The sequence below is a fragment of the Xanthomonas sp. NCPPB 3569 genome (assembly GCF_041475645.2).
Taxonomy (GTDB): domain Bacteria; phylum Pseudomonadota; class Gammaproteobacteria; order Xanthomonadales; family Xanthomonadaceae; genus Xanthomonas; species Xanthomonas phaseoli.
Genome location: NZ_CM192969.1, coordinates 4541195 through 4565889, shown reverse-complemented (window position 1 = coordinate 4565889; position 24695 = coordinate 4541195). Strand labels below are relative to the sequence as shown.

The following is a 24695-nucleotide window of genomic DNA, read 5'->3' as shown; positions in this document are numbered from 1 at the left end:
AGGCAAGTAACAACGCGCGATCACGCCGCAGGTGAGAGGTCATGGCACAGACGCACTATCGCCACGTGCTTGGGCATGCCATGCGCCGGGTGCCCGAGCACGGTCATGAGCGTGCAACACATACGTGGGTATGTCGCGAGATTGCGCGCTTGCTGGATGTGCCTGACGCCGGCGTCGCCGGCCATGGCGTGATTGAAGGAGGAACATTCCACGTACCTGACGACACGCTCACGATTGCGCAAGCGCGTGGGCTTGGCATTGACGGCGTGGACGACTTGCTTGGCGGTATCGTGCCGCATGCATTTCTGGCCACCAAGGTCATCGGTCACCCATTGATTGGCGCCGATGCGGCACGCCCTGCAGGCTGGGATCAGGCGCTGGCCATGTCGCTGATTCCCGCCACCCTGCCGGGCTACACCGCGTTTTCTCGCCCGGATGCGATGCACGCGTTCGAGGCGCTGTCTGGTGGTGGAGACGTGCGCCTGAAGCTGCCCACCGGCGTGGGCGGCAACGACCAGTGGCGCATCGCCGACGCATCGCAGCTAGCGCAGGTGCTGGACAGCCTGCCCGAGACCTATCTGGGCACGCATGGTGGCGTGCTGGAACGCAATATCTTGCAGCCGATGACGCATAGCGTGGGCGAGTTGTGTCTGGCAGGTGTCCAGATTGCGTACTACGGCACGCAATGCAGCGTGCCCGATGCGGACGGCAGCGAGGTGTACGGCGGCTCGTCGTTGCGCGTCTTTCGTGGGTCGTTGGAGGCACTGATGGCGACCGCGTTACCATTGCTCGAACGGCAGGTGGTCGAGCAAGCGTGCAGATACGATCGATGCGTCACCGCCGCGTATCCTGAGCTGCAGATTTCCCGCCGCAACTACGATGTGGTCAGCGGTCGGGATGCTATCAATGTCCCGGTATGCGGCGTGCTGGAACAATCCTGGCGAATCGGTGGCGCAACCCCGGCCGAACTCGCTGCAATCGCCGCGTTCCAGCACGATCCCGCGTTGCAGTGGGTCAATGCGTCCACACACGAAATCTATCAGGGCCAGCCGCCGGCCGATGCGCAGGTCTACTATCGCGCAACCCAATCCGGTCCAGGGCCGCGTTACAAATGCAGGAGCATCTCTGCGACGTAATGGAAGCCAAACTTTCCAGCATCGATATCCCGGTCGGCCAGGACGCACTCAGTGGCACCTTGCTCACACCCTCAGGCATGCCTGCGGTGTTGTTCGTGCACGGCTGGGGCGGCAGCCAGCACCACAGCCTGGTACGGGCGCGCGAGGCAGCAGGCCTGGGCTGCATCTGCATGACCTTCGATCTGCGTGGGCATGAGGGTTACGCATCGATGCGCCAGACCGTGACACGCGCACAGAACCTGGACGACATCAAGGCTGCGTACGATCAATTGGCGGCTCTGCCCTATGTGGATGCGCAGTCGATCGCCGTGGTTGGCCTGAGTTACGGGGGCTATCTGTCCGCACTGCTGACGCGCGAGCGCCCGGTGGAGTGGCTGGCGTTGCGTTCGCCTGCGCTCTACAAGGACGCCCACTGGGACCAACCCAAGGTCAGCCTCAATGCCGACCCGGAGCTGATGGCGTACCGCCGGCAGCGCCTGCGCCCGGCCGACAACATCGCCCTGGCCGCCTGCGCCGAGTACAAGGGCGATGTGCTGTTGGTGGAAGCCGAACACGATGTGATCGTGCCGCAGCCGGTGCTGCACAACTACGCGCAATCATTCGTGCAGGCGCGTTCGCTCACATCGCGCGTCATCGCCGGTGCCGACCATGCGCTCAGCATCAAGGAGCACCAGCAGCAATACACGCGCGCACTGATCGACTGGCTGACCGAGATGGTCGTCGGCCGGCGTATCGCATTGGCCAAGGAGGTGGTGGCCATGCGCAAGCAGTTGCTCAAGGATCAGCAAGGCGCTGCTGCGACCCAATTGGAGCAGAGCACTCCGGTCTTTCGCGGCGACATCCGGGCGGTAGAGAAGACCGCAGGTTAGGCGTCAGGAACGAGGTAGCGCGTGCAACACCGTGCGGGCGTGCATGCGTTGCTTCCCCGGCGTGTTGGACATCCAGTGCGCGCGGGCCGTCGTGTGGGTAAATCACCCTGGAATGCGTGTCGGCATCCATGCACTTCCACTGACGCCCGACGAGCAACGAACGTTCATCACTCCACAATGCAGGACGGGCCCAAATAGGCCCGCCCTGGGTCAACACATTGCGCTCGCCGCGGCAATCTTTACCAAGCCGCTGCGATCAAGCCTTAGACGCGCGGATCAGTTGGGTTGCGGCGCGCCGCTGCATCGTGATGATCCGAATCGAACGCCTCACGCACCGCATGCTTGGCCTTTTCCCAGCTCAGGCGCGAATTGGCCTTGAAGCGGTCCCAGCCATCGCCCAGGTCGCGTTCCAGATGGTCGTCCCACTGGCGGCCGGCGTGCTGCTGGCGCGCCTGCATGCCATAGCGGTAAGCCGGACGATAGTCGTCATACGAATACTCGGCATCGCGGTAGCTGGCGCTGTCGAAGCGACCCGCATAGTGCGTATCGCTGTCGCGATAGACCGTGTGGGTACGGTCCGCACGCTCCCATGCGTCGCGTGCTGCAAGCCGGGCTTCGTCCCACTCCAGGCGCGATTGCCCGCGGTTACGTGGCCATTCCCCAGCCAGGGTGGCTTCGGTTTCTTCCCAGGTGCTGGTCGGGCGGGTTTCGCGTGCCTGCAAACCGAATCCGTAGACGGTGGCGTAGTCGCGATCGTAGTCGGTGCCTTCCTTGTAGTAAGGACGGTTGCGATGCTCCTGCCGCCAGTATTCGGTCTCCACCGTGGGGTCGAGCCGTTCGGCCACGCCCTTGCCAGCTGCAGCGCCCGCAACCACGCCGGCTGCTGCGCCAATCAAGGTGCCGAGTGGCCCGAACACCGTGCCCGCCAGCGCGCCAGCTGCCGCGCCGCCGGCGATGCCGCCCACGCCCACCCCAACCGGATGCGAACCAGGCGCTCCGGAGATCGGGTCGCGGTTCAAGTCCTTCGCTTCTTCTTTGCGTTCCTGCTTGTCGAGATTGCTCATACCGCCTCCGGCTTATTTGATGGATGCGCCCTGTAAATCAGACCGCGAACGAGGCGCCACGATGGCGTCGAAAGAGTGAAACGCGCGTGCTTTGATGTGAGCGCTGCCGCGACATGACTGAACTGTGCAGTGCATTGCGGATGAGGTTGCTCGCTCGCGCTTGCAACGTGTCTGTTAGTGAAGAGGGCCGCAAGCGCGGCCCTCTTCTATCCCTTGATGCACACCACCTGGCGCAAGGTGTGCAGCACCTCGACCAGGTCCCACTGCGCCGCCATCACTGCATCGATGGACTTGTACGCGGCAGGCGACTCGTCGATCACTGCCGCGTCCTTGCGGCATTCCACATGTGCGGTGGCCTCGCGATGCTGTGCCAGGGTGATTTGCGCGCGTGCGGCGGTCCTGCTCATCACGCGCCCTGCGCCGTGGCTGCAGCTGTGGAAACTGTCGGCGTTGCCCAACCCGCGCACAATGTAGCTGCGCGTGCCCATGCTGCCCGGAATGATGCCCAGCTCGCCGGCACGAGCGCTCACCGCGCCCTTGCGGGTGATCAACAATTCCTCGCCACCGTGCGTTTCCTTTTGCACATAGTTGTGGTGGCAATTGACTGCGAGCTTTTCCAGCTGGAATTTGGGCAAGCGGTGACGCATCTCGGCCAGCACGCGCGCCATCATCGCCTCGCGATTTTCGCGGGCGTAATCCTGCGCCCACGACACCGCTTCGACATACTCGTCGAACAAAGGCTCGCCCTGCATGAAGAAGGCCAGGTCCTTGTCGGGCAGATGAAAACCCAACACGCGATGCGCCAGTTGCTCACGCGCGCGCTCGATGAAATACGTGCCGATCAGGTTGCCGGTGCCGCGCGAACCGCTGTGCAGCATCACCCAGACCGCATCGGTTTCGTCCAGGCAGATCTCGATGAAATGGTTGCCGCCACCCAGCGTGCCGATCTGGCAGTCCAGCTTGTCGGTCCGGATGCGCTTGTGCTGTTGCTTGATGGCATCCAGACGCTGCACCAGCCCGGACTGCGCGATGCGGGTCTGGATGCTGTCCGGCAGCTTGCGGTGCTCGCCGCCACGGCCGTTGCCTACCGGCACGCTGCGCTCGATGCTGGAACGCAGCTGCGCCAGGTTGTCGGGCAGGTCGTTGGCGCGCAGCGTGGTGCGCACTGCCGCCATGCCGCAGCCGATATCCACGCCGACCGCCGCCGGGATGATGGCGCCACGGGTCGGAATCACCGAGCCCACGGTTGCGCCTTTGCCCAGATGCACGTCTGGCATCACCGCGACCCACGGACCGACAAACGGGACCGCTGCGATATTGCGCAGCTGCGCATGCGCCTGCTCTTCCAGCGGCACGCCGCGCACCCAACCCTTGATCGGGGTGCTGCTGCCTTCGGCGTGCAGAAATTCAAAGTGTTGTGATGTACTCATTGTTGTCATTACCTTGCGGCAGTGCGTGGCAGATCCTTCCGCCACGCGCAGCCTTCATTGCCTGATCGTCACCAATTGCTTCAGCACGCCATCCAGGCCGCCGAACACGGTGAGCTTGTCGATCTTTTCGGTGACCTTTTCCAGCGCCTCCAGTTCCTTCAAACGCATCAGCACCGGGCTGTCTTCGATCAACTTGGCGGTGTTGAGCAACGAGCGCGTGGCGTTGGCCTCTTCGCGCCGACGGATGACGTTGGCTTGCGCCTGCTTCTCCGCCTGCACGACTGCGTTGAGGATCTCGCGCATCTCGCCCGGCAGGATCACGTCCTTGACGCCGACACCCAGTACCTCGATGCCGAAGCCGCTCACGCTGCCGCGCACATACCCGAATATATCTGCATCCAGGCAGGCCTTGTCGCCCAACAACTCGTCCAGCGTCTTGGCCGAGACTGCGCGCCGCAAACCGTACTGCAACTCGCGATACAGGTAATCGCCGGCCTTGGCCACGCGCGTACGCATCGCCACGGCATCGGTGACGCGCATGCTGGCGGCCAGGTTGACCCGCAACGACACCTTGTCGCGCGTCAACAGCTCCTGCCCGGACACTTCGACCGACTGCACGCGCAGATCGATCACGTCGGTGGTGATGTTCTTCTGGAAATTCCAGAATGCATACGCCCCCGGTCCGAACGGTGCAAGCAGCTTGCCGTCGACGAACACCAGCCCTTGCGACTCGGCCGGCACATCCATGCAGACCGCCACACGCGACAGCGTGCCGAGCTGGCGCAGCCTGCGCTGCACATCGGTGGGCACCTGCAGCCCATCGCCCAATGGCAGGGTCTGCACCTCGATTGCCGACGGACCACGCCAGTAAAGCGTGCGCGTGCCCGGTGGCAGCACGTCGTCGAGCTTGCCATTGCGGATCAGCAAGCCGACCTGCGCGGTGCCGATGTCGGCCAGCACGAAGTGTTGCGGCAGGATGCTACGAAGCGTGTCGATCAGCATTTCTGCATCGCAGCCCACATCGGCGCCTTGCGTGATGGCGTGGACGATGACCTGGCTGCGACCCAACGGGTCGAACAGGCGATAGACGCCGGGGACGAGCACGCGCTCGAACCGACGGTTGCGATACACCAGGCCGCGCTCGCCGTCACCGATCACGACCCTCTTGGTCCAGAACATGGCACTTCTCCTTAGGTTTGGCTCTGGTGGTCCGATCCGGGAATGCAGCCGTTCCGCTGCCCGGATCGGACTGCCGGCGGAACGTGTGCCGATGCAACGCGGCGTTGAAAGGTGGAAACGCCGGTGACGGCGGCCGTGCGGGGCGCAATGCGCTGTTGGCGCCTGCATCTGTGTGACTGCTGCGGTGCGATGGCTTGCGCAGCAGCAGCGAACGGCGCAGCACGCGCATTCAGGGCAATGGCCCGGCAGGGGCGCCGCTGCTGCAGGCAGTCAGGCGATGGCTTGCCTGTTGCCTGCGGCATGGGCGTTTCCGTAAGGGGACTTGCGTCCCGAGGAATGACCGAGAAGGTCATGCATGGAGCGGGATTCGAACCCGCGACAGACAGATTACAAATCTGTTGCTCTACCCAACTGAGCTATCCAGGGGTGGGTATTCCGGAATCGAACCAGGCCTACGGCTTTCGCCGCCGCTCCACCAGGAGCCGATACCCGTAACGAGAAACATGCCAAAGAGTTCGGTATACGCCACGGCATCGCCGCGCGCACCAGCTGGAATAAACTCCAGGCCGCTGAATATCTTTCGCAGTGTTTCTGATCACCGTTTTATTCAAACGGTAATTCTTGTCTGTGCATGACCAAGCGCTACCCGTGCCCGGCACCTGGGCACAGCGCTCTCGCGCCTGGTCGCGTGCAACGTCCATGTTGTCGGGCAATCCATGCCCGGGTGCCTGGAAGGTCATCCACATGATGTGATGCGAACGCACAACGAAAAACGCCCCGGGATGCAGCATCCGAGGGCGTTCGCGTGCCTCGGAGATCGGATGACCGATCTCCTTGAGGGGATCAGTCGAAGAGGGTGATGCGCACGTCTGCTTTCTTCGTGCGCACATACGATGCCGCGCGGTGCGCGCTGGGCAGTCGATTGAATGTGGCGGAGTTGAGCAGGGACATGAGGTCGGTTCGGTGAAAGTGCAGACGTGGCTGCTGAGGGCGCGAACATTACCTGCGTCTTTTTAACGATGCAAGCACTTTATGCAATTATTTTTCGGATTATCTTTCGCGAGGCGAAAGAGAATGCAGCTGTGTATCGGCTACAACGCGCTGATGAAATCGAAGAGGGCGGTGGAATCCGGCGATGATCCGATTCAAGCACCGCCGATGACGCATGCCGGTCGCGCGTCGTGAGCAGTCGTCGGAAAGTTTGCACGGCGCGCTCAAAATCGCTGTAGACACTCGGTCCATGCGCCGATGCCGATGCCCGCAGCGCGCGGACGCCGGCAAGCAATCAACCGCCGTGCGTGCCCAGGGTGCGCGCGCCGGTGAGGATCATGCGCAGCATCTGCGAGATCTGCTCGATCAGCTCGGGATCTTTTTCCGGCGGCGAATCCATCGCCACCGCGCCCATCGCAAATACCAGCCGGGTGATCGCCTTGGACACCAGGGCAGGAGCATGCAGCTTGGCGTTGTCGGCCGCGGCCAGGCGAATCAGGTCCACGCGCAGCTCGTCTTCGAAATAGGTGAGTTCGCGCTCCACCGCCTGCTTGAAGGCGTCCGAGCCCACTGCGCCTTCGCGCAACAGCACGTGCAGCAGCTTGTCGTCGGCGCGCAGCTGTTCCATGAAGGCTTCGACCGAGACACGGATGACACTGCGGTCGGTGGAGGTCGCGCGCTGGCGCGCCTGGCCGATGATGGTGCGCAGCGAACGCCCGGCCAGGTCGATCAAGGCCACGGCGAGCTCGTCCATGTCGCGGAACTGGCGATAGAAGCTGTTCGGCGCGATGCCCGCCTCGCGTGCCACTTCGCGCAGGCTCAGCGTGGACAGGCTGCGGTGCGGGCCAATCAAGGACAGCGCTGCAGCGATGAGATCCTCACGTGAAATCGCCGGCTTGCGGGACGGCGGCGCGTCGTGGGAAGGCAGGGCGATAGAGGTCATGAGGCTGCAGCCGGGCGTGGGCCTGAATCATAGCCCCTCTGGCAATATACAAGTGTATACACGGCTGTACATGCATGCGTATAGTGCGACCCATGAACCTGGCATCTCCTCGCAAGTCCAAGTCCCCGTTGCCGGCACGCCTGGCGCGTCGGCTGGTGTCCCCGCAACTGTTCGATTTCTGGGCAACCCGACTCAACCCGTTGTGGACGCTGGAACAGCCGATGGCGCGGCTGGTCCAGCGCACCCCGGCCAGCCGGGACGCGGTAACCTTGGTGTTGCAACCCAACGGCCATTGGCGCGGCCTGCAGGCCGGCCAGCATGTGAGCCTGGGCGTGGAGATCGACGGCCGCCGCCTGCTGCGCAGCTATAGCCCGACGGTGCTGGCCGACGGCCGGCTGGCGATCACCGTCAAGGCGATCGAGGGCGGGCTGGTGAGCCGCTTCCTGGCGCACGATGCGGCCCTGGGCACGGTGGTGTCGCTGGCCCCGGCGTTCGGCGACATGCTGCTGCCGACCACGCCAACTCCGCTCCTGCTGCTGGCCGCCGGTTCGGGCATCACGCCGATGCGCGCGTTGCTGCAGGCCGCCGCGCAGGCCGGCATGCCGATGGACGTGGACCTGCTGTATTGGGTGCGCCAGCGCGACGAAGCCTGCTTCGTCGACGAATTCGCCGCGCTGGCCGCGACGCATCCGCGCCTGCGTGTGCAACTGCTGACCACCCGCGAAGGCGAGACCCCCGCAGAACGCGTGGACACCTATTCGTTGGACCACATTGCCGCGCTGGACCAGCGCCATGTGATGGCCTGTGGGCCGGGCGGTTTTGTGCAGGCCGCGCGCGAGCGGCTGCAGGGATGCGTGGCTGCCTTTCAGGCAGAGGCCTTCAGCGTGCCGGCACTGGACCAGGCCGAGACCGGCCAGGTGCAGGTCCAACTGTCACGCAGCGGCCGTACCCTGACCCTGCCGCGCGGCCAGTCGCTGCTGGAAGGGCTGGAAGCGCAAGGCCTGCGGCCCAAACACGGCTGCCGCATGGGCATCTGCAATACCTGCGCCTGCCCGCGCCAGTCCGGCACCACCCGGCACCTGTTGACCGGTGAACGCAGCAACGAACCCACCGCACAGGTGCGCCTGTGCATCAGTGCGCCGAGCACTGACCTGATCCTGGATCTGTAAGGAATCTTCATGAGCCGAGTCCATAACCGTGCCCTGTCCGCTGCCGAACTGCAGTCTTTCGGCGACGAACTCGATGCCATCCGCGCGCGCGTGCTGCGCCAGGTGGGCGCCGCCGATGCGCGCTACATCCGCCGCATCGTGGCTGCCGTGCGCTGGACCGGCGTGGCCGGCCGTGCGCTGCTGTTCCTGGGCGCCTTCGTGCACAGCGTGCTGATTCCGGCATGGATCGCCGGCGTGCTGCTGCTGGCGTTGTCCAAGATCCTGGAGAACATGGAGCTGGGCCATAACGTCATGCATGGCCAGTACGACTGGATGGGCGACCCGCAGCTCAACGGCAACACCTACGAGTGGGACATCGTTGCCACCGGCGACAACTGGCGCAAGACGCACAACTTCAAGCACCACACCTACACCAATGTGCGTGGCATGGACGACGACATCGGCTACGGCCTGCTGCGCATCTTCCCCGAGCAGCGCTGGCGCCCCTTCTACCTGCTGCAGCCCTTTATCGCGGTGGTGTTCGCGCTGCTGTTCGAATGGGGCGTGGCGATCCAGGACCTGCGTCTGGGCCGTTGGTTCGCCGGCAAGATGAAGGCCGCCGAATTGCGTGCCTCGTTCCTGCCGGTCGGCCGCAAGATGGGTCGCCAGATGCTCAAGGACTACATCGTCTTTCCGCTGCTGGCCGGCCCGTTCTTCCTGACCGTGCTGCTGGGCAATCTGGCGGCCAACGTGCTGCGCAGCATCTGGACCTTCGTGATCATCTTCTGCGGCCACTTCACCGCCGATGCGGAAGTGTTTCCGAAGGAATCCATCCGCAACGAATCGCGTGGCCACTGGTATCTGCGTCAGCTGCGTGGTTCGTCCAACCTGACCGGTGGCAAGCTGATGAACGTGCTGTCGGGCAACCTGAGCCACCAGATCGAGCATCACTTCTATCCCGACCTGCCGGCCAACCGCTATGCGCAGATCGCCGTCGAAGTGAAGCAGGTCTGTGCGCGCTACGGCCAGCACTACAACACCGGCTCGCTGCCGCGCCAGTTCGGCCAGGTGATGTGGCGGATCGTGCGCCATGCCTTCCCGAGCCGGCCTAAGCCGGTGCGGCAGAGCAGTGCTGCATTGCAGGGCGCGTGATTGGGTTGCGCAACGCCTGATCGACATCGAAAGGCCGCCAATGGCGGCCTTTTTCTTGCCGGGTTCACTGCCTGGCGCTGCGTGCCTGTGCGTAGTAGGCGATGAAACCAGTGGCGGGCAATGCGCGCGAAAACAGCCAGCCCTGCGCCAGATCCACGCCATGGGCGCGCAGATAATCGAGCTGTTCCTGCCGCTCGACCCCTTCGGCGATGGTGCGCAGCCGTAGCGTCTTGGCCATCTCGATGATGTGCGCGGTCACGGCGCTGGTGGCCGAGTGGGTGCCGATGGTGTCCACGAACGATTTGTCGATCTTCAACGCGTCCAGCGGCAAGCCCTGCAGATACTGCAGGCTCGAATAGCCGGTGCCGAAATCGTCGATGGACACCGTGTGGCCGGCACCGCGCAGATGGGTGATGGTGGTGCGTGCCGCCTCGATGTCCATCAGGCTGCGTTCGGTCGCCTCCACCCACAGCTGGCCGCTGTCCACGCCGGTGCCGCGCAACGCCTGGGCCAGCACGCCCTGCACGCGGCCACTCTTGATGTCGTCGGCGGAGACATTGATGGCCACATGCAGCGCTGGATCGGCGGCCAGGGTGGGGCCGAGTTCGCGGATGACTTCGGCCACCACCAGATCGGTGATCGGCAGGATCAGGCCGCTTTGTTCGGCCAGCGGGATGAAGGCGTCCGGCGGCACCAGCACACCGTCGGGCTGCTGCCAGCGCACCAGCGCTTCGGCGCCAACGCAGGCACCGCTGTCGAGCGCAACGATCGGTTGGTAGTGCACGATGAACTCGCCGCGCTGCACGGCGATTTCCAGCCGCGCCAGTGGCGACAGGCGCCGCCGCGAGACCCACAGCACCGCACCGACCAGCAGCAGCGCCACGGCAATGCCGATCGGTACCAGCTGCAAGCGTGCCGCCGCCAGCGGCCCGCGCAGATAGGCCACCGGCTCGGTGACCACCGCGGCCCAGTCGCCACGACGGTCGCGCCCGAACAACACCTGCGACAGCACGAGGTCGCCCGGCTCACGCTTGGCCGTGGGGTCGATCAGCAAGTGTTCGGCGGCGGTGCCGGTGCTGCTGAGAATCTGCCCGTCCGGCGTGCCGATCGCCAGTTGCAGGCCCGGCGGAATATTGATGTCGGCCAGCGTGTCCGGGTTGACCAGGACGTTGTAGTCGCCCAGTTGCAGTGCCATCAGCGGACGCTGCGGATTGGCCAACGGCAGCAGCCGCGTGGTCACCGCGATGCCGCGTTTGACCACGAAGTCGGCCGTGCGCTGCGGAACGGTGTTGCGCAGTTGGCCCCACGACGTACAGCTGAGACGACCTTGTTGGAACCGTCCCAGCTCGACGATGTAGTGGCTGGTCGGCACCAAGGCGCGCATCTGCGCCAGGTGCGCAGGCGAGCACGGCGGCAACCGCGAGGCGGCCATGCTCAACAATGCGCCATGCGCCTCGTCGAAGGCGGTTTCGGTGCGCCGGATCGACAGCGCCGCCAGCTGGCTCAGCTTGCCCTCTTCGCGCGCCAACGCCAGCCGCCAGGCCAGGTAGTAGGACAGGCCGATCGGCAGCGTTGCGCTCAGCAACACCAGCAGCACGGTGACGCTGATGATGCGTTGGCGCTTCATCCCACCACCCGCGACGGCCGTGCTGCCGGTTCACGCATGGCCCCTGCAGAAACGCCGTCAGCGCGGGCTTGCGCAGATCGAACGTGCACGCCAACCGGCGTGCGCGAACGGCACACGTCGCGATTGGTGACGCACGGCATGGACTGATGAGGCTGCACGTCGCGAATGTACGACACACGCGTGCATTGCGCGCGTTTGCGGAGCGAAGCGGCTGTGATTTTTTTCCGACCGTCTTGCCTCGCATCGTGGCAGTCGGGGCCGCCTGCGGATTCACGCGACTGCACGCAGGACCGCGCTAGGGTCGGACTGTCTGCGCTCCCGCCCGGGAGCAGCCGGACACCCGTCCCACGCAGGACGCTTTCACTGGAGGAATCACGCATGACAACGCAGAAAGAACGCGTCGGCGGCACCGATGCGGTGCCGATCTTCAAGATGCAGGAGACAACACGCGACGGCGAGCTGACCAAGTACGTGGTCGGCGACACGGGCGTGGCTTTCGACAGCCTGGAAGGTGCACAGGCAGCTGCCAAGGATCTCGGCACGCTCGACGACTGAGAGGTTGGGGTGCTGGTCTGCGCGATGCAGCCGCCAGGACCGGTGCCCTGGGTCGCCACGGCAGTGGCCATGGCGACTGCGTCAGTGGGTGATTGTGGGCTGGGTGGTCGTTGAGAGCATATGCCTATCGTCCACTGGTCAGTGCCTCCAGGTCGCAAGGGTTGCAGGCGGTGCGTCGTTGCTGGCCTGACCAGTCCCCAGCCAGCCGGGGTCGCCTACGGAAGCGGTTGCTCGGTCAGCCGCCCGGTGTGCGGGGTATGGATCAGTGGCGACAGATCGAAGCCCTGTTCGCGCGCATGCGCCAGGTAGGCCTGGGCGATGTTTTCGTCCAGCTGCGGCAAGCGCGCCAGTAGCCATAAGTACTTGCGATCCGGGCTGCCGACCAGTGCAGCCGTGTAATCGGCGTCGATGCGCATCACCCAATAGTCGCCCTTGGTGAAAGGAATCCAGCGCAGACCCTCGGGCAAGAAGGTCACTTCCAGCCGGCTGTGCGTGTCGTCGATGGCACGCGCCTGGCCTACCGCTTCTTCCAGCTCGCCTTCCGCGGTGAAGCAGCGATTCTGGACGCGCACGCTGCCGTCGTCTTCCAGGGTGTAGTGTGCCGACACGTCGGTGCAGTCGGCATCCTCGAAGCGGGTCGGCAGGCGGGCGATTTCGTACCACGTGCCCAGGTAGCGATTCAGATCCAGCGAAGGGACCGTGGCAAGTTCGGGGTGGTGGCTCATACAGGCCTCTGCACAATGGAGTGCTGCCTGTTGTACGTGCAACGCCATGAAATGCATGTTGGGATATGGCGCCAGCGGTCGTGCAGCAAGGGCGGGCGTCCGTGAGGGCATCGGCTCGGTGCGTGCTGGCGTTAGGCACGATGCCACTCGTGCGCCGATGTCGCGCGAGCGATCAATTGGCTGCATCCGATGAACACCGTGACGGTGAATGCTGTTGCGCACTGGCACTGGCACTGGCACTGGCACTGGCACTGGCACCAGCGCCACTTCCTGACAATGCAGGCGCCTTGCAGTAGCAGGATGCGCGCCCGCGCATGGCTTGCGGACCGCGCCCCCGGTTGACCTGCCGAACTACGCCGCGCTGGCGGCGCCAAGCGCGCGATCCAGTTTGCGGTAGCCGATCGCTTCGGTGAGATGGCGTGTGGCGATGTCCGGGCTGTCGTCGAGATCGGCAATGGTGCGCGCAACGCGCAGGATGCGATGCATCGAGCGTGCGGACAGCTGCAGGTGTTCGATGGCGCGCTCCAGCAGCACCTGATCGTCGTGTTGCAGGCGGCAATGGCGGTCGGTATCGGCCTGGTCCAGTTGCGCATTGGGCAGCGCGCCGCGTGCAAGCTGTCGTTGTCGTGCGGCGACCACGCGCGTCCGCACGCTGGCGCTGTCTTCACCGAGGTTGCCGCTGCGCAGCGCCTGTGGCGGAAGGCGCGGCACTTCCACATGCAGATCGATGCGGTCCAGCAACGGGCCGGAGATGCGGCTGCGGTAGCGACGGATGCTATCGCTGCTGCAGCGGCAGCGCCCGCTGCCATCGCCTGCCCAGCCGCACGGGCAGGGATTCATGGCGGCGACTAGTTGGAAGCGCGCCGGAAAATCCACGCTGCGTGACGCGCGCGCGATCGTGACCACGCCCGACTCCAGTGGCTCGCGCAACACTTCCAAGGTTTGCCGTTGCCACTCGGGCAATTCGTCCAGGAACAGCACGCCGTTGTGAGACAGCGAGATCTCGCCGGGGCGCGGGTGCGTGCCGCCGCCGACCAGGGCCACCGGGCTGGCGGTGTGGTGCGGGGCGCGGTAGGGGCGTTGCCGCCAGCGGGCCAGATCCAGCCCACGGCCGCTGATCGAGGTGATCGCTGCGGTTTCCAGTGCCTCTGCTTCGCTGGCCTCGGGCAATAGACCAGGCAGGCGCGAGGCCAGCAGGGTCTTGCCGCAGCCAGGGCTGCCGACCAGCAACAGATGGTGCCCACCGGCGGCGGCGATCTCCAGCGCGCGACGTGCATGCGGTTGGCCGCGCACGTCGGCCATGTCGGGCAGGGCGCGGGCGCCGAGCGCCTGCGCTGCCAGCTCGGCGGCAGGCGCTTTCTGGCTGCCGTTGAGCGTGGCGCAGACATCCAGCAGGGTGCGCGCGGTGAAGGCTTCGACGTGCCCGGCGATGGCGGCTTCGGCACCGTTGGCGAGCGGGACGATCAGCCGTCGCCCGGCCTGCGCGGCCGCCAGCGCCGCGGGCAGCACGCCGTCGACGCCGCGCAGCTCGCCGGTCAGCGCAAGCTCGCCGAGGAATTCGTAATCGGCCAGGGCCTGACGGTCGATCTGCCCGCTGGCAGCCAGGATGCCGAGAGCGATCGGCAGGTCGAACCGGCCGCCTTCTTTCGGTAGATCGGCCGGTGCCAGGTTGATGGTGATGCGCCGGGCGGGGAATTCGAACTGTGCGCACAGCAGGGCGGCACGCACGCGCTCGCGCGATTCGCGCACTGCCGCTTCGGGTAGGCCCACGATCTGGGTAGAAGGAAGACCGCCGGAGAGATGCACTTCCACCCGAACTTCAGGCGCATGCACCCCCACGCGGGCACGGCTGTGCACCAGCGCCAGACTCATGGTGGTGGCCTTCGCTCAGGGGGTGGTGGGCGGCGCAGTGGGTGGCGTGCCGGGTGCGCGCGCTTCCAATGCGGCAACGGTCTGCTCCAGCGCGTCGAGTTTTTCGCGGGTGCGCAGCAGGACCGCGCGCTGCACGTCGAACTCTTCCCGGGTGACCAGGTCCAGTTTGCCCAGCCCGGCCTGCAATGCGCCCTTGAAGGTGCTTTGCAGTTCTTCGCGCGATTGGCGCAGGCCCGGCGGCACCAGGTCGCTGAGGCGGCGGGCGAGGTCGTCGAGCTGGTTGAAATCGATCATGGTGTTCTCCGCAGGTCCGTAGGAAGCCTAGTGCAGGCCGGGACACGCGGGACATCGGCAAGGCAGTCGGCAGGCGGTAAGGATAGTCTCATTCGGCTGTCGTCCGCGGTGAGGGCGCGGCGCGGTTGGATGAGTGTTGCGCCCGTCCACGGTATGCTGCGCGGCCGTCATGCCCTGGGACCTGCACCGATGAAAATGATCATGGCCATCGTCAAACCGTTCAAGCTCGACGATGTGCGCGAAGCGCTCGCCGGCTGTGGGGTGGCGGGCATCACGGTGACCGAGGTCAAGGGCTTCGGCCGCCAGAAAGGCCACACCGAGCTCTATCGCGGCGCCGAATACGTGGTCGATTTCCTGCCCAAGGTGAAGATCGAAGTGGCGGTGACCGACGACCAGGCCGAGCGCGTGGTCGAGGCGATCGTCGCGGCGGCCGGTACCGGCAAGATCGGCGACGGCAAGGTGTTCGTGTACGACCTGGGCACGGTGGTCCGTATTCGTACCGGCGAGCTGGATAGCGACGCGCTGTAGGTTCGCAATGCGGCGCTTGCTGCTTGCCAGATGCGTGGCGGGCGGTGAGGGGTTCGATGCCCTCTGCCTGCGCAACGGCGAGACCGAGCCGTAGTGCTGCGCCAGCAATCCAGTCGACTTCACTGGATCAGGCGCATTGCGGTCGCACCGACCGCAGGAAACTCGGGCCACCTAAGCCATGCGACGTGCGCGCTGCGCGTGCACTAAATGCACTGGCGGTGGCGCGCATCACCGCCGCGGATGGGCGGCTGGGCGTGTGCGGGCCAGGCCGCTACCGGGCGCGAAGGCGCCACCGTCCATCTTGTCAGACCATTTCAATACCGCCACCGATTGCTGCCGCACCTTTCTGGCGTGCCATGCAGAAACAGCCTGAAGTTACGGCGTTCCAGCGCTGAACAGAGAGCAATCGCGGCCGCGCTTGTCGCCGCCGCCCGACTTGCCTACTCTAGGGTGTAATACTATTCCAATACCGGAGTTCGAGATGAAGCGACGCAACTGCAAGCCGGGCGTGCGCCTGCTTTCGGTATTGGTAGCGCTGGGCCTGGCTGCTCCGGCGCTGGCACAGGACGTGACCGAACCGGTTACCCAGCCGGCGATCTATCCGACGCCGGTCTCGATGACGCTGGATGGGGCAACCGTCACCTTGGGCCGCTCGGTGGTGCTGGTGGTCGCCCCTGGCGCGGACAAGGCCACGGTGGCGCTGGTGCGCAGCATTCTCGACAGCGCAGGCGTCACCAAGATTGCGACCGCCACACGCCTGCCTGCCACGCTGGACCGCCCGCACATCGTGCTCGGCACCGGCGATGCGGCCGTGGTGCGCGATGCGCTGGGGCGTAGCAAGGCGATGCAGGACACCCATAAGGAAGGCTACACGTTGGCCAGCGTTGCGCTCGATCGCGGCAGCCTGATCACGCTGGCCGGCCACGATGACGATGGCTTGTTCCATGCGGCGCAGACGCTGCGGCAGCTGGTCGAGCGGCCGGCCATCCCGACGCTGACGATCCAGGATTACCCGTCCATGCCGATCCGCGGCACCATCGAAGGCTTCTACGGCGCGCCGTGGTCGATGAGCGATCGCAGCAAGCACATCGATTTCCTCGCCCGCACCAAGGCCAACACCTTCATCTATAGCCCGAAGGACGACCCTTACGCGCGCGATCGCTGGCGCGAGCCGTACCCGAAGACGACCTTGAAGGCGCTCGGCCAGCTGGCCGCCACCGCCAAGCGCCATCATGTCGATTTCGTCTACGCGATTTCGCCTGGCCCCACCGTGTGCTTCTCCGATCCGGCCGATGCCAAGGCGCTGTTGCGCAAGTTCGATGCGTTCCGCGCGCTGAGCGTGCGCAGCTTCTACGTGGCGCTGGACGATATCGAATACACCAAGTGGAATTGCGAACGCGACAAGACCACCTTCGGCGAGTCCGGCGCGCAGGCGGCCGGTATCGCGCAGTCGCATCTGCTCAATCTGGTGCAGGCCGATCTGGTCGCGCGCCACGATGCGGCCGCTGAACTGATCATGGTGCCGACCGAGTACTACGACGCCAAAGAGAGCCCCTACAAGGAAGCGCTGCGCAAGCATCTAGACCCGAAGATCGTGGTGCAGTGGACCGGTACCGACGTGGTGCCGCCGGCCATTTCCATCCCCGATGCGCGCGCAGCCACCAAGGCGTTCGGCCGCAAGACGCTGTTGTGGGACAACTATCCGGTCAACGATTTCGAAACGTCGGCCGGGCGCCTGCTGATGGCGCCGTATGCGCGGCGCGAGGCGGGTCTATCGGCCGAGTTGTCGGGCATCGTGTCCAACCCGATGAACCAGGAAGCGCCGAGCCGCGTCGCGGTGATGGGCGTGGCCGCGTTCGCCTGGAACGACAAAGGCTACGACGCGCAACGCACCTGGCATGCGGCGGCGCGCGATCTGGCCGGCGGCGATGCGCGTGTTGCTGCGGCCCTGCTGACCCTCTTCGATACCCAGCACCTGGCGCCCACCTTTGGCAGCCAGCCATGGCAGGAACAGGCGCCACGCTTGAAGGCGGTGCTCGACCATGTACGCGAGGCAATCGCGCTTGGCGATGCCGCAGCGCGCACGCAGGCGATTGCCGAACTGGCACGCTCTGCCGACGAAATGGCTGCGGCACCGCAGATCATCCGCGACGGCGTGGCCGATGAGGGTTTTGCCGAGCAATCGCGCCCGTGGCTGGAGGCAATGGAAGACTGGGGCCAGGCCCTGCAGAAGACCGCAGCCGGGCTGGATGCGGCAAATCGCGGCCACACGCAGGCGCCGGCCTTGTTTGCCGAGGCGGCTGCGATCGCCGCCGTCGCGGGCCAGATCCAATCGATTCCCGGCGCCACGCGCTTCGGCGGCCCGGTCAAGATCGCTGACGGCGTGCTGGACCGCTTCATCGCGCAAGCGCCGCGCCTGATCGCTTATCGCCAGGCGGCAGCGACTGAGTCGGCAGCAGCAAAATGAGTGGGTTAGTGCACAAACACTAACGACGCGCACGGGGAATTGTTCGCGTCGCTGTGCATGCAAATGCGCGGGCGCCATTGCCATCTGCATCGCAGCACCTGGCATGGCGCGCCGGAAGGACGTCCGCGCTCCAGATCAAACCGACGACATCAGCGCAGCAGCTGGGCGCAATGGTGTGCTCAGTCGCCGTTAGTCGGCAGCGCTGGTCACGCCTTGCCTTTCAAGCGTCGATACAGCCGCTTCCAGCCGCTGCGAATTGCCTGCACCCAACGCGGTTCGGCACTGCGGGCCGATTCGTCGGCAGTCGGTGCGATGCCGGCAAGGCGCTGGCGCATTTTCTGAAAGTTGGCCACGTCGCTGCGCTGCAGCTGACGCGCCAACGTGCCGCGCCGCAGCCAGCGCGGGAATCGCCACGCCGAGGTGAAATCGATCAGCACCGGCACGCCGGCACTGACCACCACATTGGTGCCGTGCAAATCGTTATGGGTGATGCCGAACGCATGCAGCCGGCGCAGCGCCTGCTGCAATTGCTGAAAGACCTCCTGGCCCACAACGGTGCTGGCGCTGAGCGTGTCGCCTGGAATGAATTCCATGCCCAGCGCCAGCCCGCCCAGCGTGCCGAGCAAGGCCGGGGCATGCCGCCAGCCCTGCAACTGCCGCAGCATCCTGGCCTCGTGGCGCACCATGAGCCGGGCGATCGGCGACAACAGCGTGCGGCGATAGCGGCCGTAGTCCTTGACCACCGCCGGCTGCCCGTTCACGTGGGTGCGGTAGACGTCCGGCTCGAGCAGCCTGGTGCCTTGCTTGAGCAGAACAGGGGTGACGAGGTGCAGGCTGGACATGTCCAGCGGCTGGTAATGCATGGCAGTTCTCCAGACCTTGGCGGCGCGGAGATGTCACGCGTTGCGCAGGTTCACGGTGATCGCGGGGATCGGTCTGCCTAATTTTAGAACTTGTTAGTATTGAAATTATATTTATTTAACAAATGAAATGTTCCGGGAGTGGAACAGCATTTGGAATCAGGCGTTTGACAGGAACACCAGGATCGGAATGTACCGGCCAGTGCATACAGGCACGCCAGCCCAGGCCATGATTCGCCCCGCCGGCGTTGCGTCTTGCCTCAGGGTCGGCGCTGTCCGCGCCGGCTGATGAAGTGCGTTGACGGTCACTTTGCTTCTTGACAGCGAATGAGACTCCAGACACTGTGCCGGCTGCGGTCAGGGGGCTGCAGCACGCGTTAACACGGGCACGCTCTTCGAGCGTCGCCCTGCATCGATGTCGCACGACATCCGGTGATGCCGAAAAGCGCCTCCGAATACGACTGCAACTTGCGCCACTTCCAGACGCCGTCAGGTGCCACCTGCGTGCGCAAGGATGCGGAAACGATGGAGCACGACTCATGGGGATGCAATGAAAAGGACCGCAACACTGCTGTTGGCTTGCACGGCGTTCGGCGTCACGGCTCAGGCCTCGGCGCAGTCGTTGTCGCGCGGCTGGGACAGCTACCGTCAACAGCAAAAGCAGCAGACCGGCACGCAAGGCGTTGCCGCGCCGGCAGCGCCATCGTCGCGTCCGGCGCCAGCGGGCGTTGGCGCAGCGCCGGCCGCTGTCGGTGGAAGCGGCTCCGGCCAGCCTGGTGCGCCCGGCCGATTCAATACGGTGACCGAGCCGACTGAGGCAGAGGCAGGCCAGCCTGCCGCTGCTTACCCGGCAGCGCCTGTCCCCGCAGCGAGCTACACACGGGTGGAGGAATCGCGCATTGAAAGGGGCGCGTTCATCGGCGTGCAGCGTGGTCGAGGTGAGGTTTTCAGTGGCTATAAGCAAGACATGCTTGGCCTCAGCGCCGGCTATCGCTGGCGTGCTGGCTCGGTCACGTTGATCGGACTTGAGGGATCGATTGGACGCCTGGACCGCGGCGATACGGCCGACGATGTCTTTATCCCCGCAGTGAAGTTTGGCGGCATTGGGGGTACGGCACGTTTCAATTTTGGCGACACTCCGCTGTTCGCGGTAGTCCGCCTTGGCTCATGGTATGCCGAGGTCGCAGACATGAGCGACGAAATCTTTGGCGGTTACGCAAGCCTCGGCCTGGGCCTCGATATCGGCAAGCATGCGAGCGTGAGCGCGATGTACACCAACTACGTCTACGCCAATGACTACTACGACTATGCCCAAGACACCACCATCAACCGTGCAGACGTACTGAACGCAGTACTGGAAGTCCGCTTCTAACTAGCGCTGGTCGAAGGGCGGGCGGCAGCGCTCCCCCTTCTGCGTCATGCCGCATGCACCGCGATGCAGCGGACAGCGATCCAGTTGAAGCTGCACCGCAAACGGTCGGCATTGCACCGCCATCCATGCGGCTTGCTGTAGTGTCCTGGTCAACGCACTGATTCAACCGTTGGCGAGGGCAGATGGACGCATTGGCGCAGTTTTTGACGGACGAACAGGACCCGGTGGCGGTGGGCAAGATCCTGCCCAAGATCACCGAGTTGCTGACCCGCGACGAGCAGGTCGAGTACATCGCCGTGCAGAAGAAAATGGTGATGAACCTGTCTCCGGATGCGGTGGTGCTGACCAACCGCCGCTTCATCGTGGTCTACCCAAAGCTGCTCGGCATGACGTTCCGCGATTTCCCCTGGCGCGAGGTGCTCGATGTGCACATGAGCGAACAGATGCTCGGAGCCACCATCATGTGCCGCACCACGCAGGGCGCCTACGCTTCCATCGACAGCCTGCCCAAGAAACAGGCGCGGCGCGTGTATGCCTATGCGCAGCAGGTAGAAGAATCCGCCTACGAAAAGCGCCAGCAGCTGGAGATCGACAAGTTGCGTGCGGCGGCCGGTGGCGTGGTGGTGCATGCGCCTGGTGCGCAGGGTGCGGCAGTGGCACCGCAAGCCAGTGCGGTTCCTGCGACCGACGATCCGGTGCAGGTGCTGAGCAAGCTCAAGCAATTGCTGGAGGCAGGGCTGATCACGCAGGACGAATTCGACGCCAAGAAGACAGAAGTGCTGGCGCGCCTATAGCTTGCGCAGCGCATCGATGCATCGGTGGGCTTCACATACATCGGCCCATAGATCGCAGCTAGTGACGCATCAACGGCCGCGCTATCGGCGGATCGCTGTGCCAGAAGGCTGGGGGTGGCGCGCTGGCCTCGCACATCACCAGCGTTGCGCGGCCACGGCAGACCTGATCGGTGTGCCAATGCATCGGCCCGCGCGCCGTAAGCACGCAGGCCATGCAGAAAACCCGCAAAACGGCTGGACCTCACCGCCAAGCGGGCGCGGCCGTTTGCAGGAACCGGCCGCGTCCATTCAGGCGCCATGCTTAAACACTTGCCGTTTGCACGTGCCAGCCATGCTCGGCCAGCCGCGATTACTCGCCCAGTGCCTTGGCCACGAACGGCGGGGCAACCAGCACGCCGGTGTGCAGGTGCGCGGTGTAGTACAGCGTGTCGAAGCCCTTGGCCTGCGCAGCGTCCTGGCGGAACGCGAAATCGGCCTTGGCCTGCTTGCTGGCCATGGTCACGCTCCACCAGCCGGTGGGGTAGCACGGCTGCGGGAATGGCAAGGTCTTGAACGACTGGAAGCCGGCCTTGCCCATTTCCGTGCGCATTTCGTTGATCAGGTCCAGCAGCGCCAGCGGCGATTCGGACTGCTGCACCAGGATGCCGTCGTCCTTCAATGCCTTGAAGCAGCTCTCGTAGAAGGCCTTGTTGAACAGGCCTTCGGCCGGGCCAACCGGGTCGGTGGAATCGACGATCACGATGTCCACGCTGCCGGCCGGGCAATTGGCCATGTAGGCCACGCCGTCGTCGAACAGCAGTTCGGCGCGCGCGTCGTGGTTGGCGTCGCACAGCTCGGGGAAATACTTCTCCGACATGCGGGTGACCTGCTCGTCGATATCGCACTGGGTGGCGCTTTCCACGCCGGGGTGCTTGAGCACCTCGCGCAGCGTGCCGCAGTCGCCGCCGCCGATGATCACCACGCGCTTGGGCGCCGGGTGAGTGAACAGTGCCGGGTGGCTGATCATCTCGTGGTAGAAGAAATTGTCGCGGCTGGTGAGCATCACCGCGCCGTCGATCAGCATCAGCTTGCCCCAATCGGTGGTCTGGTAGATCTCGATCTTCTGGAACGGGGACTGCACCTCGTCCAGCTTGCCGCTGATGCGGAAGCCGATCGCCGAGCCGGTCGGCTGGAAGTGTTCGATGTACCAGTTGTCGTTGGTGCTCATGCGGACGTCCTAATCGAAAAGAAGCGGGCAGTTCCTTCTCCCACCGGGAGAAGGTGGCGCAAAGCGCCGGATGAGGGTCGGGCGCAGCCCCGTGCAGCCAAACTGCACAGCGGCTGACCCTTGCTCGGCCCCGCTCCAACCAGGAGAGGGGCGTGAAGTCGGCGCGGATTGTAACGGACCCTGCGCATGCCAGGCGTTACACTTCACGCCCTTTTTTATTCCAGCCGAGACAGCGAAATGAGCGATTGGTCCCTCGACCAAGCCCGCAAGACCTATTCGATCCCGCATTGGGCCGACGGGTATTTCGATGTGAACGCTGCCGGACATGTCGTGGTCACGCCGACCGCCGATGGCCCGGCGGTGTCGCTGCCCGAGGTGGTGGATGCCGCGCGCGCAGCCGGTGCCAAGCTGCCGCTACTGGTGCGCTTCCCGGACATCCTGGGCCAGCGCCTGGGCAAGCTGCAGGCAGCGTTTGCGCAGGCGCAGTCGGAGTGGGATTACGCCGGCGGCTATACCGCGGTGTACCCGATCAAGGTCAACCAGCATCGTGGCGTGGCCGGCACCCTGGCCAGCCACCACGGCGAAGGCTTCGGGCTGGAAGCGGGCAGCAAGCCAGAACTGATGGCGGTGCTGGCGCTGTCGCGTCCGGGCGGGCTGATCGTGTGCAACGGCTACAAGGACCGCGAATATATCCGCCTGGCGCTGATCGGCCGCAAACTCGGGCTGCAGACCTTCATCGTCATCGAAAAGCCGTCCGAGCTGACCCTGGTGCTGGAAGAGGCGCGCGCGCTGGACGTCAAGCCCGGCCTGGGCGTGCGCATGCGCTTGGCCTCGCTGGGCGCGGGCAAGTGGCAGAACAGCGGCGGCGACAAGGCCAAGTTCGGGCTCTCGCCGCGGCAGGTGCTGGACCTGTGGAAGACGCTGCGCGACACCGAGTACGCCGACAGCCTGAATCTGCTGCATTTCCATATGGGCTCGCAGATTTCCAATGTGCGCGACATCGCCAACGGCATGCGCGAGGCCACGCGCTACTTCGTGGAGCTCTCGCGCCTGGGCGCGAAGATCAGCCATGTGGACGTGGGCGGCGGCCTGGGCATCGACTACGAAGGCACGCGCTCGCGCAGCTATTGCTCGATCAACTACGGCCTGCATTCGTATGCCAGCAACATCGTGCAGCCGTTGGCCAGCGCCTGCGAAGAGCATGGCCTGCCGCCGCCGCGCGTCGTCACCGAATGCGGGCGCGCAATGACCGCGCACCACGCGGTGCTGATCGCCAACGTGTCGGAAGTGGAGCAGGCGCCGGAAGGCCGCGTGCCGGACGCGCACGACGATGAGCCGGCCGCGATCCGCCACCTGCGCGAGATCCACGACGAGCTCGATGTGCGTCCGGCGGTGGAGCTGTTCCAGGAAGCCCAGCATTTCCATGCCGAAGGCTTGAGCGCGTACGCGCTGGGCCAGATCGACCTGCCGCAGCGCGCGCGCATCGACGACCTGTTCTATGCCATCGCACATGGCGTGCGCGCACGCCTGAGCTTCGACGAGAAGAGCCATCGCCCGGTGCTGGATGAGCTCAACGAGCGGCTGGTGGACAAGTATTTCGTCAACTTCAGCGTGTTCGAATCGATCCCGGACGTGTGGGCGATCGATCAGGTCTTCCCGATCGTGCCGATCGAGCGCTTGAACGAAGCGCCGCAGCGGCGCGGCATCATCGCCGACATGACCTGCGATTCGGACGGCATGGTCAAGACCTATGTCGAGAACGAGAGCCTGGACAGCTCGCTGCCGCTGCATGGCTTGAATGCCGGTGAGAGCTATCGCATCGGCTTCTTCCTGGTCGGCGCCTACCAGGAAATCCTGGGCGATATCCATAACCTATTCGGCGATACCGATGCGGTGGAAGTGGTGGTCAATCGCGATGGCTATCGCATCGCACAGCAGCGCCGCGGCGATACCACCGACGTGATGCTGGACTACGTGGGCTATCAGCTGGACACGCTGCGTGCCACCTATGCCGAGCGCATTGCTGCCGCACACCTGTCGCCGGAACGGGCGCAGGAACTCAGCGCTGCGCTGGAAGCGGGGCTGACCGGCTACACCTACCTGTCCGACGAGCCGCTGGGCTGATCGGCAATGCGCTGCGGCTGGGCCGCAGCGCTGGCGGTGCGCGACATGGCCCATCCTGCACGCGCTCGTGCCGCAAGCGCCGCCTGAAGCGGCAGGGGCATCACCGGCATGGACGCTGCAGGTTCTGCAACGTGTCGATGCGCGATCGCGCAGACGTGCGCTGGTCGGCTGCGATCCTGCGCTTCATGCAGCCGTACCCCGCCGGATCGAACAAAGTGCCTGCACTTGTCATGCGCTACGCCTTGCGATCGGCTCGAGCTTACGTTCTTCGCGCGTTTGTACTGCATGCCGATGACAATCAGGCGACCATCGCGTGATCGTGCACGCGAGGGAGTCAAACGCATTGAAGGCGTCTTTTC

21 protein-coding genes are annotated in these 24695 nt (G+C 64.9%); 11 read left to right on the top strand and 10 right to left on the bottom strand.

Annotated elements, in window-relative coordinates:
• Positions 1 to 41: 41 nt before the first annotated feature.
• Positions 42 to 1136 (top strand): DUF3182 family protein, encoded by a 1095-nt coding sequence (locus tag ACCQ03_RS19675; RefSeq protein ID WP_209226127.1) that lies wholly within the window; start codon positions 42 to 44, stop codon positions 1134 to 1136.
• Complete coding sequence (locus tag ACCQ03_RS19670) at positions 1136 to 2005, top strand: alpha/beta hydrolase family protein (RefSeq protein ID WP_057679047.1); 870 nt, start codon at positions 1136 to 1138, stop codon at positions 2003 to 2005. The genes ACCQ03_RS19675 and ACCQ03_RS19670 overlap by 1 nt, the downstream gene beginning before the upstream one ends.
• 263 nt (positions 2006 to 2268) lie before the next feature.
• Here the strand turns inward: ACCQ03_RS19670 and ACCQ03_RS19665 are convergent, their stop codons facing one another.
• From ACCQ03_RS19665 to fabR, 4 genes are all read right to left on the bottom strand, one after another.
• Positions 2269 to 3069 (bottom strand): hypothetical protein, encoded by an 801-nt coding sequence (locus ACCQ03_RS19665; RefSeq protein ID WP_057679046.1) that lies wholly within the window; start codon positions 3067 to 3069, stop codon positions 2269 to 2271.
• A 206-nt stretch (positions 3070 to 3275) separates the two neighbouring features.
• Positions 3276 to 4499 (bottom strand): RtcB family protein, encoded by a 1224-nt coding sequence (locus ACCQ03_RS19660; RefSeq protein ID WP_057679045.1) that lies wholly within the window; start codon positions 4497 to 4499, stop codon positions 3276 to 3278.
• Between the two features lie 54 nt (positions 4500 to 4553).
• Complete coding sequence (locus tag ACCQ03_RS19655) at positions 4554 to 5678, bottom strand: slipin family protein (protein WP_209226132.1); 1125 nt, start codon at positions 5676 to 5678, stop codon at positions 4554 to 4556.
• Between the two features lie 1285 nt (positions 5679 to 6963).
• Positions 6964 to 7611, bottom strand: a complete 648-nt coding sequence (fabR, locus tag ACCQ03_RS19650; RefSeq protein ID WP_005989260.1) for an HTH-type transcriptional repressor FabR — start codon at positions 7609 to 7611, stop codon at positions 6964 to 6966.
• 92 nt (positions 7612 to 7703) lie between these two features.
• On the opposite strand from fabR, the gene ACCQ03_RS19645 reads away from it, so the two are divergent.
• Together ACCQ03_RS19645 and ACCQ03_RS19640 are read left to right on the top strand one after the other, a co-directional pair.
• On the top strand, positions 7704 to 8780 hold the full coding sequence (locus ACCQ03_RS19645; RefSeq protein ID WP_057679042.1) for a ferredoxin reductase: 1077 nt from the start codon (positions 7704 to 7706) through the stop codon (positions 8778 to 8780).
• A 9-nt stretch (positions 8781 to 8789) separates the two neighbouring features.
• A complete protein-coding gene (locus ACCQ03_RS19640; RefSeq protein WP_017158196.1) occupies positions 8790 to 9911 on the top strand; it encodes a fatty acid desaturase family protein in 1122 nt (373 codons plus the stop codon).
• Between the two features lie 64 nt (positions 9912 to 9975).
• On the opposite strand, the gene ACCQ03_RS19635 is transcribed toward ACCQ03_RS19640, so the two are convergent.
• Entirely contained in the window at positions 9976 to 11538 is a 1563-nt protein-coding gene (locus ACCQ03_RS19635; protein WP_209226136.1) for an EAL domain-containing protein, read from the bottom strand.
• Between the two features lie 378 nt (positions 11539 to 11916).
• Between ACCQ03_RS19635 and ACCQ03_RS19630 the strand changes: the two genes are divergently transcribed.
• Positions 11917 to 12093 carry a hypothetical protein gene (locus ACCQ03_RS19630; RefSeq protein ID WP_017158194.1) on the top strand — a complete coding sequence of 59 codons (177 nt, stop codon included), beginning with the start codon at positions 11917 to 11919 and terminating at the stop codon, positions 12091 to 12093.
• A gap of 215 nt (positions 12094 to 12308) precedes the next feature.
• On the opposite strand, the gene ACCQ03_RS19625 is transcribed toward ACCQ03_RS19630, so the two are convergent.
• The 3 genes from ACCQ03_RS19625 to ubiK all read right to left on the bottom strand — a co-directional run bounded on the left by ACCQ03_RS19625 (position 12309) and on the right by ubiK (position 14984).
• Positions 12309 to 12818, bottom strand: a complete 510-nt coding sequence (locus tag ACCQ03_RS19625) for a lipocalin family protein (RefSeq protein WP_057679040.1) — start codon at positions 12816 to 12818, stop codon at positions 12309 to 12311.
• 351 nt (positions 12819 to 13169) lie between these two features.
• Positions 13170 to 14690 carry a YifB family Mg chelatase-like AAA ATPase gene (locus ACCQ03_RS19620; RefSeq protein ID WP_057679039.1) on the bottom strand — a complete coding sequence of 507 codons (1521 nt, stop codon included), beginning with the start codon at positions 14688 to 14690 and terminating at the stop codon, positions 13170 to 13172.
• A 15-nt stretch (positions 14691 to 14705) separates the two neighbouring features.
• A complete protein-coding gene (ubiK, locus tag ACCQ03_RS19615; protein WP_017156738.1) occupies positions 14706 to 14984 on the bottom strand; it encodes a ubiquinone biosynthesis accessory factor UbiK in 279 nt (92 codons plus the stop codon).
• Positions 14985 to 15137: 153 nt separating this feature from the next.
• Here ubiK and ACCQ03_RS19610 point away from each other — a divergent pair, with 153 nt between their 5' ends.
• Together ACCQ03_RS19610 and ACCQ03_RS19605 are read left to right on the top strand one after the other, a co-directional pair.
• A complete protein-coding gene (locus ACCQ03_RS19610; RefSeq protein WP_008574841.1) occupies positions 15138 to 15512 on the top strand; it encodes a P-II family nitrogen regulator in 375 nt (124 codons plus the stop codon).
• Positions 15513 to 15993: 481 nt separating this feature from the next.
• Positions 15994 to 17979, top strand: coding sequence for a glycoside hydrolase family 84 protein (locus ACCQ03_RS19605; protein WP_209226139.1), 1986 nt, complete (start codon positions 15994 to 15996; stop codon positions 17977 to 17979).
• A gap of 206 nt (positions 17980 to 18185) precedes the next feature.
• Here ACCQ03_RS19605 and ACCQ03_RS19600 read toward each other — a convergent pair whose 3' ends face one another.
• On the bottom strand, positions 18186 to 18842 hold the full coding sequence (locus ACCQ03_RS19600; RefSeq protein WP_057679037.1) for an RIO1 family regulatory kinase/ATPase domain-containing protein: 657 nt from the start codon (positions 18840 to 18842) through the stop codon (positions 18186 to 18188).
• Between the two features lie 547 nt (positions 18843 to 19389).
• Between ACCQ03_RS19600 and ACCQ03_RS19595 the strand changes: the two genes are divergently transcribed.
• Positions 19390 to 20211 (top strand): hypothetical protein, encoded by an 822-nt coding sequence (locus ACCQ03_RS19595; protein ID WP_057679036.1) that lies wholly within the window; start codon positions 19390 to 19392, stop codon positions 20209 to 20211.
• Between the two features lie 182 nt (positions 20212 to 20393).
• Positions 20394 to 21005, top strand: coding sequence for a PH domain-containing protein (locus tag ACCQ03_RS19590; RefSeq protein ID WP_057679034.1), 612 nt, complete (start codon positions 20394 to 20396; stop codon positions 21003 to 21005).
• A gap of 349 nt (positions 21006 to 21354) precedes the next feature.
• Here ACCQ03_RS19590 and speE read toward each other — a convergent pair whose 3' ends face one another.
• Positions 21355 to 22212: a polyamine aminopropyltransferase gene (gene speE, locus ACCQ03_RS19585; RefSeq protein WP_057679033.1), complete on the bottom strand. Its 858-nt coding sequence runs from the start codon at positions 22210 to 22212 to the stop codon at positions 21355 to 21357.
• 237 nt (positions 22213 to 22449) lie between these two features.
• On the opposite strand from speE, the gene speA reads away from it, so the two are divergent.
• Positions 22450 to 24336: an arginine decarboxylase gene (gene speA / locus ACCQ03_RS19580; RefSeq protein WP_057687010.1), complete on the top strand. Its 1887-nt coding sequence runs from the start codon at positions 22450 to 22452 to the stop codon at positions 24334 to 24336.
• Between the two features lie 137 nt (positions 24337 to 24473).
• On the top strand, positions 24474 to 24653 hold the full coding sequence (locus ACCQ03_RS19575; protein WP_057660426.1) for a hypothetical protein: 180 nt from the start codon (positions 24474 to 24476) through the stop codon (positions 24651 to 24653).
• Positions 24654 to 24695: the final 42 nt, after the last annotated feature.

What these genes read in the sequence shown, in the direction of transcription:
- ACCQ03_RS19635 (WP_209226136.1), bottom strand. Translation starts at nt 11,538, where the DNA reads ATGAAGCGCCAACGCATCATCAGCGTCACCGTGCTGCTGGTGTTGCTG.
- ACCQ03_RS19640 (WP_017158196.1), top strand. Translation starts at nt 8,790, where the DNA reads ATGAGCCGAGTCCATAACCGTGCCCTGTCCGCTGCCGAACTGCAGTCT.
- ubiK (WP_017156738.1), bottom strand. Translation starts at nt 14,984, where the DNA reads ATGATCGATTTCAACCAGCTCGACGACCTCGCCCGCCGCCTCAGCGAC.
- ACCQ03_RS19630 (WP_017158194.1), top strand. Translation starts at nt 11,917, where the DNA reads ATGACAACGCAGAAAGAACGCGTCGGCGGCACCGATGCGGTGCCGATC.
- speA (WP_057687010.1), top strand. Translation starts at nt 22,450, where the DNA reads ATGAGCGATTGGTCCCTCGACCAAGCCCGCAAGACCTATTCGATCCCG.
- ACCQ03_RS19665 (WP_057679046.1), bottom strand. Translation starts at nt 3,069, where the DNA reads ATGAGCAATCTCGACAAGCAGGAACGCAAAGAAGAAGCGAAGGACTTG.
- ACCQ03_RS19605 (WP_209226139.1), top strand. Translation starts at nt 15,994, where the DNA reads ATGAAGCGACGCAACTGCAAGCCGGGCGTGCGCCTGCTTTCGGTATTG.
- ACCQ03_RS19590 (WP_057679034.1), top strand. Translation starts at nt 20,394, where the DNA reads ATGGACGCATTGGCGCAGTTTTTGACGGACGAACAGGACCCGGTGGCG.
- ACCQ03_RS19600 (WP_057679037.1), bottom strand. Translation starts at nt 18,842, where the DNA reads ATGCATTACCAGCCGCTGGACATGTCCAGCCTGCACCTCGTCACCCCT.
- ACCQ03_RS19575 (WP_057660426.1), top strand. Translation starts at nt 24,474, where the DNA reads ATGCGCGATCGCGCAGACGTGCGCTGGTCGGCTGCGATCCTGCGCTTC.
- ACCQ03_RS19655 (WP_209226132.1), bottom strand. Translation starts at nt 5,678, where the DNA reads ATGTTCTGGACCAAGAGGGTCGTGATCGGTGACGGCGAGCGCGGCCTG.
- ACCQ03_RS19675 (WP_209226127.1), top strand. Translation starts at nt 42, where the DNA reads ATGGCACAGACGCACTATCGCCACGTGCTTGGGCATGCCATGCGCCGG.
- speE (WP_057679033.1), bottom strand. Translation starts at nt 22,212, where the DNA reads ATGAGCACCAACGACAACTGGTACATCGAACACTTCCAGCCGACCGGC.
- ACCQ03_RS19620 (WP_057679039.1), bottom strand. Translation starts at nt 14,690, where the DNA reads ATGAGTCTGGCGCTGGTGCACAGCCGTGCCCGCGTGGGGGTGCATGCG.
- ACCQ03_RS19625 (WP_057679040.1), bottom strand. Translation starts at nt 12,818, where the DNA reads ATGAGCCACCACCCCGAACTTGCCACGGTCCCTTCGCTGGATCTGAAT.
- ACCQ03_RS19610 (WP_008574841.1), top strand. Translation starts at nt 15,138, where the DNA reads ATGCTGCGCGGCCGTCATGCCCTGGGACCTGCACCGATGAAAATGATC.
- ACCQ03_RS19660 (WP_057679045.1), bottom strand. Translation starts at nt 4,499, where the DNA reads ATGAGTACATCACAACACTTTGAATTTCTGCACGCCGAAGGCAGCAGC.
- ACCQ03_RS19670 (WP_057679047.1), top strand. Translation starts at nt 1,136, where the DNA reads ATGGAAGCCAAACTTTCCAGCATCGATATCCCGGTCGGCCAGGACGCA.
- ACCQ03_RS19595 (WP_057679036.1), top strand. Translation starts at nt 19,390, where the DNA reads ATGAAAAGGACCGCAACACTGCTGTTGGCTTGCACGGCGTTCGGCGTC.
- fabR (WP_005989260.1), bottom strand. Translation starts at nt 7,611, where the DNA reads ATGACCTCTATCGCCCTGCCTTCCCACGACGCGCCGCCGTCCCGCAAG.
- ACCQ03_RS19645 (WP_057679042.1), top strand. Translation starts at nt 7,704, where the DNA reads ATGAACCTGGCATCTCCTCGCAAGTCCAAGTCCCCGTTGCCGGCACGC.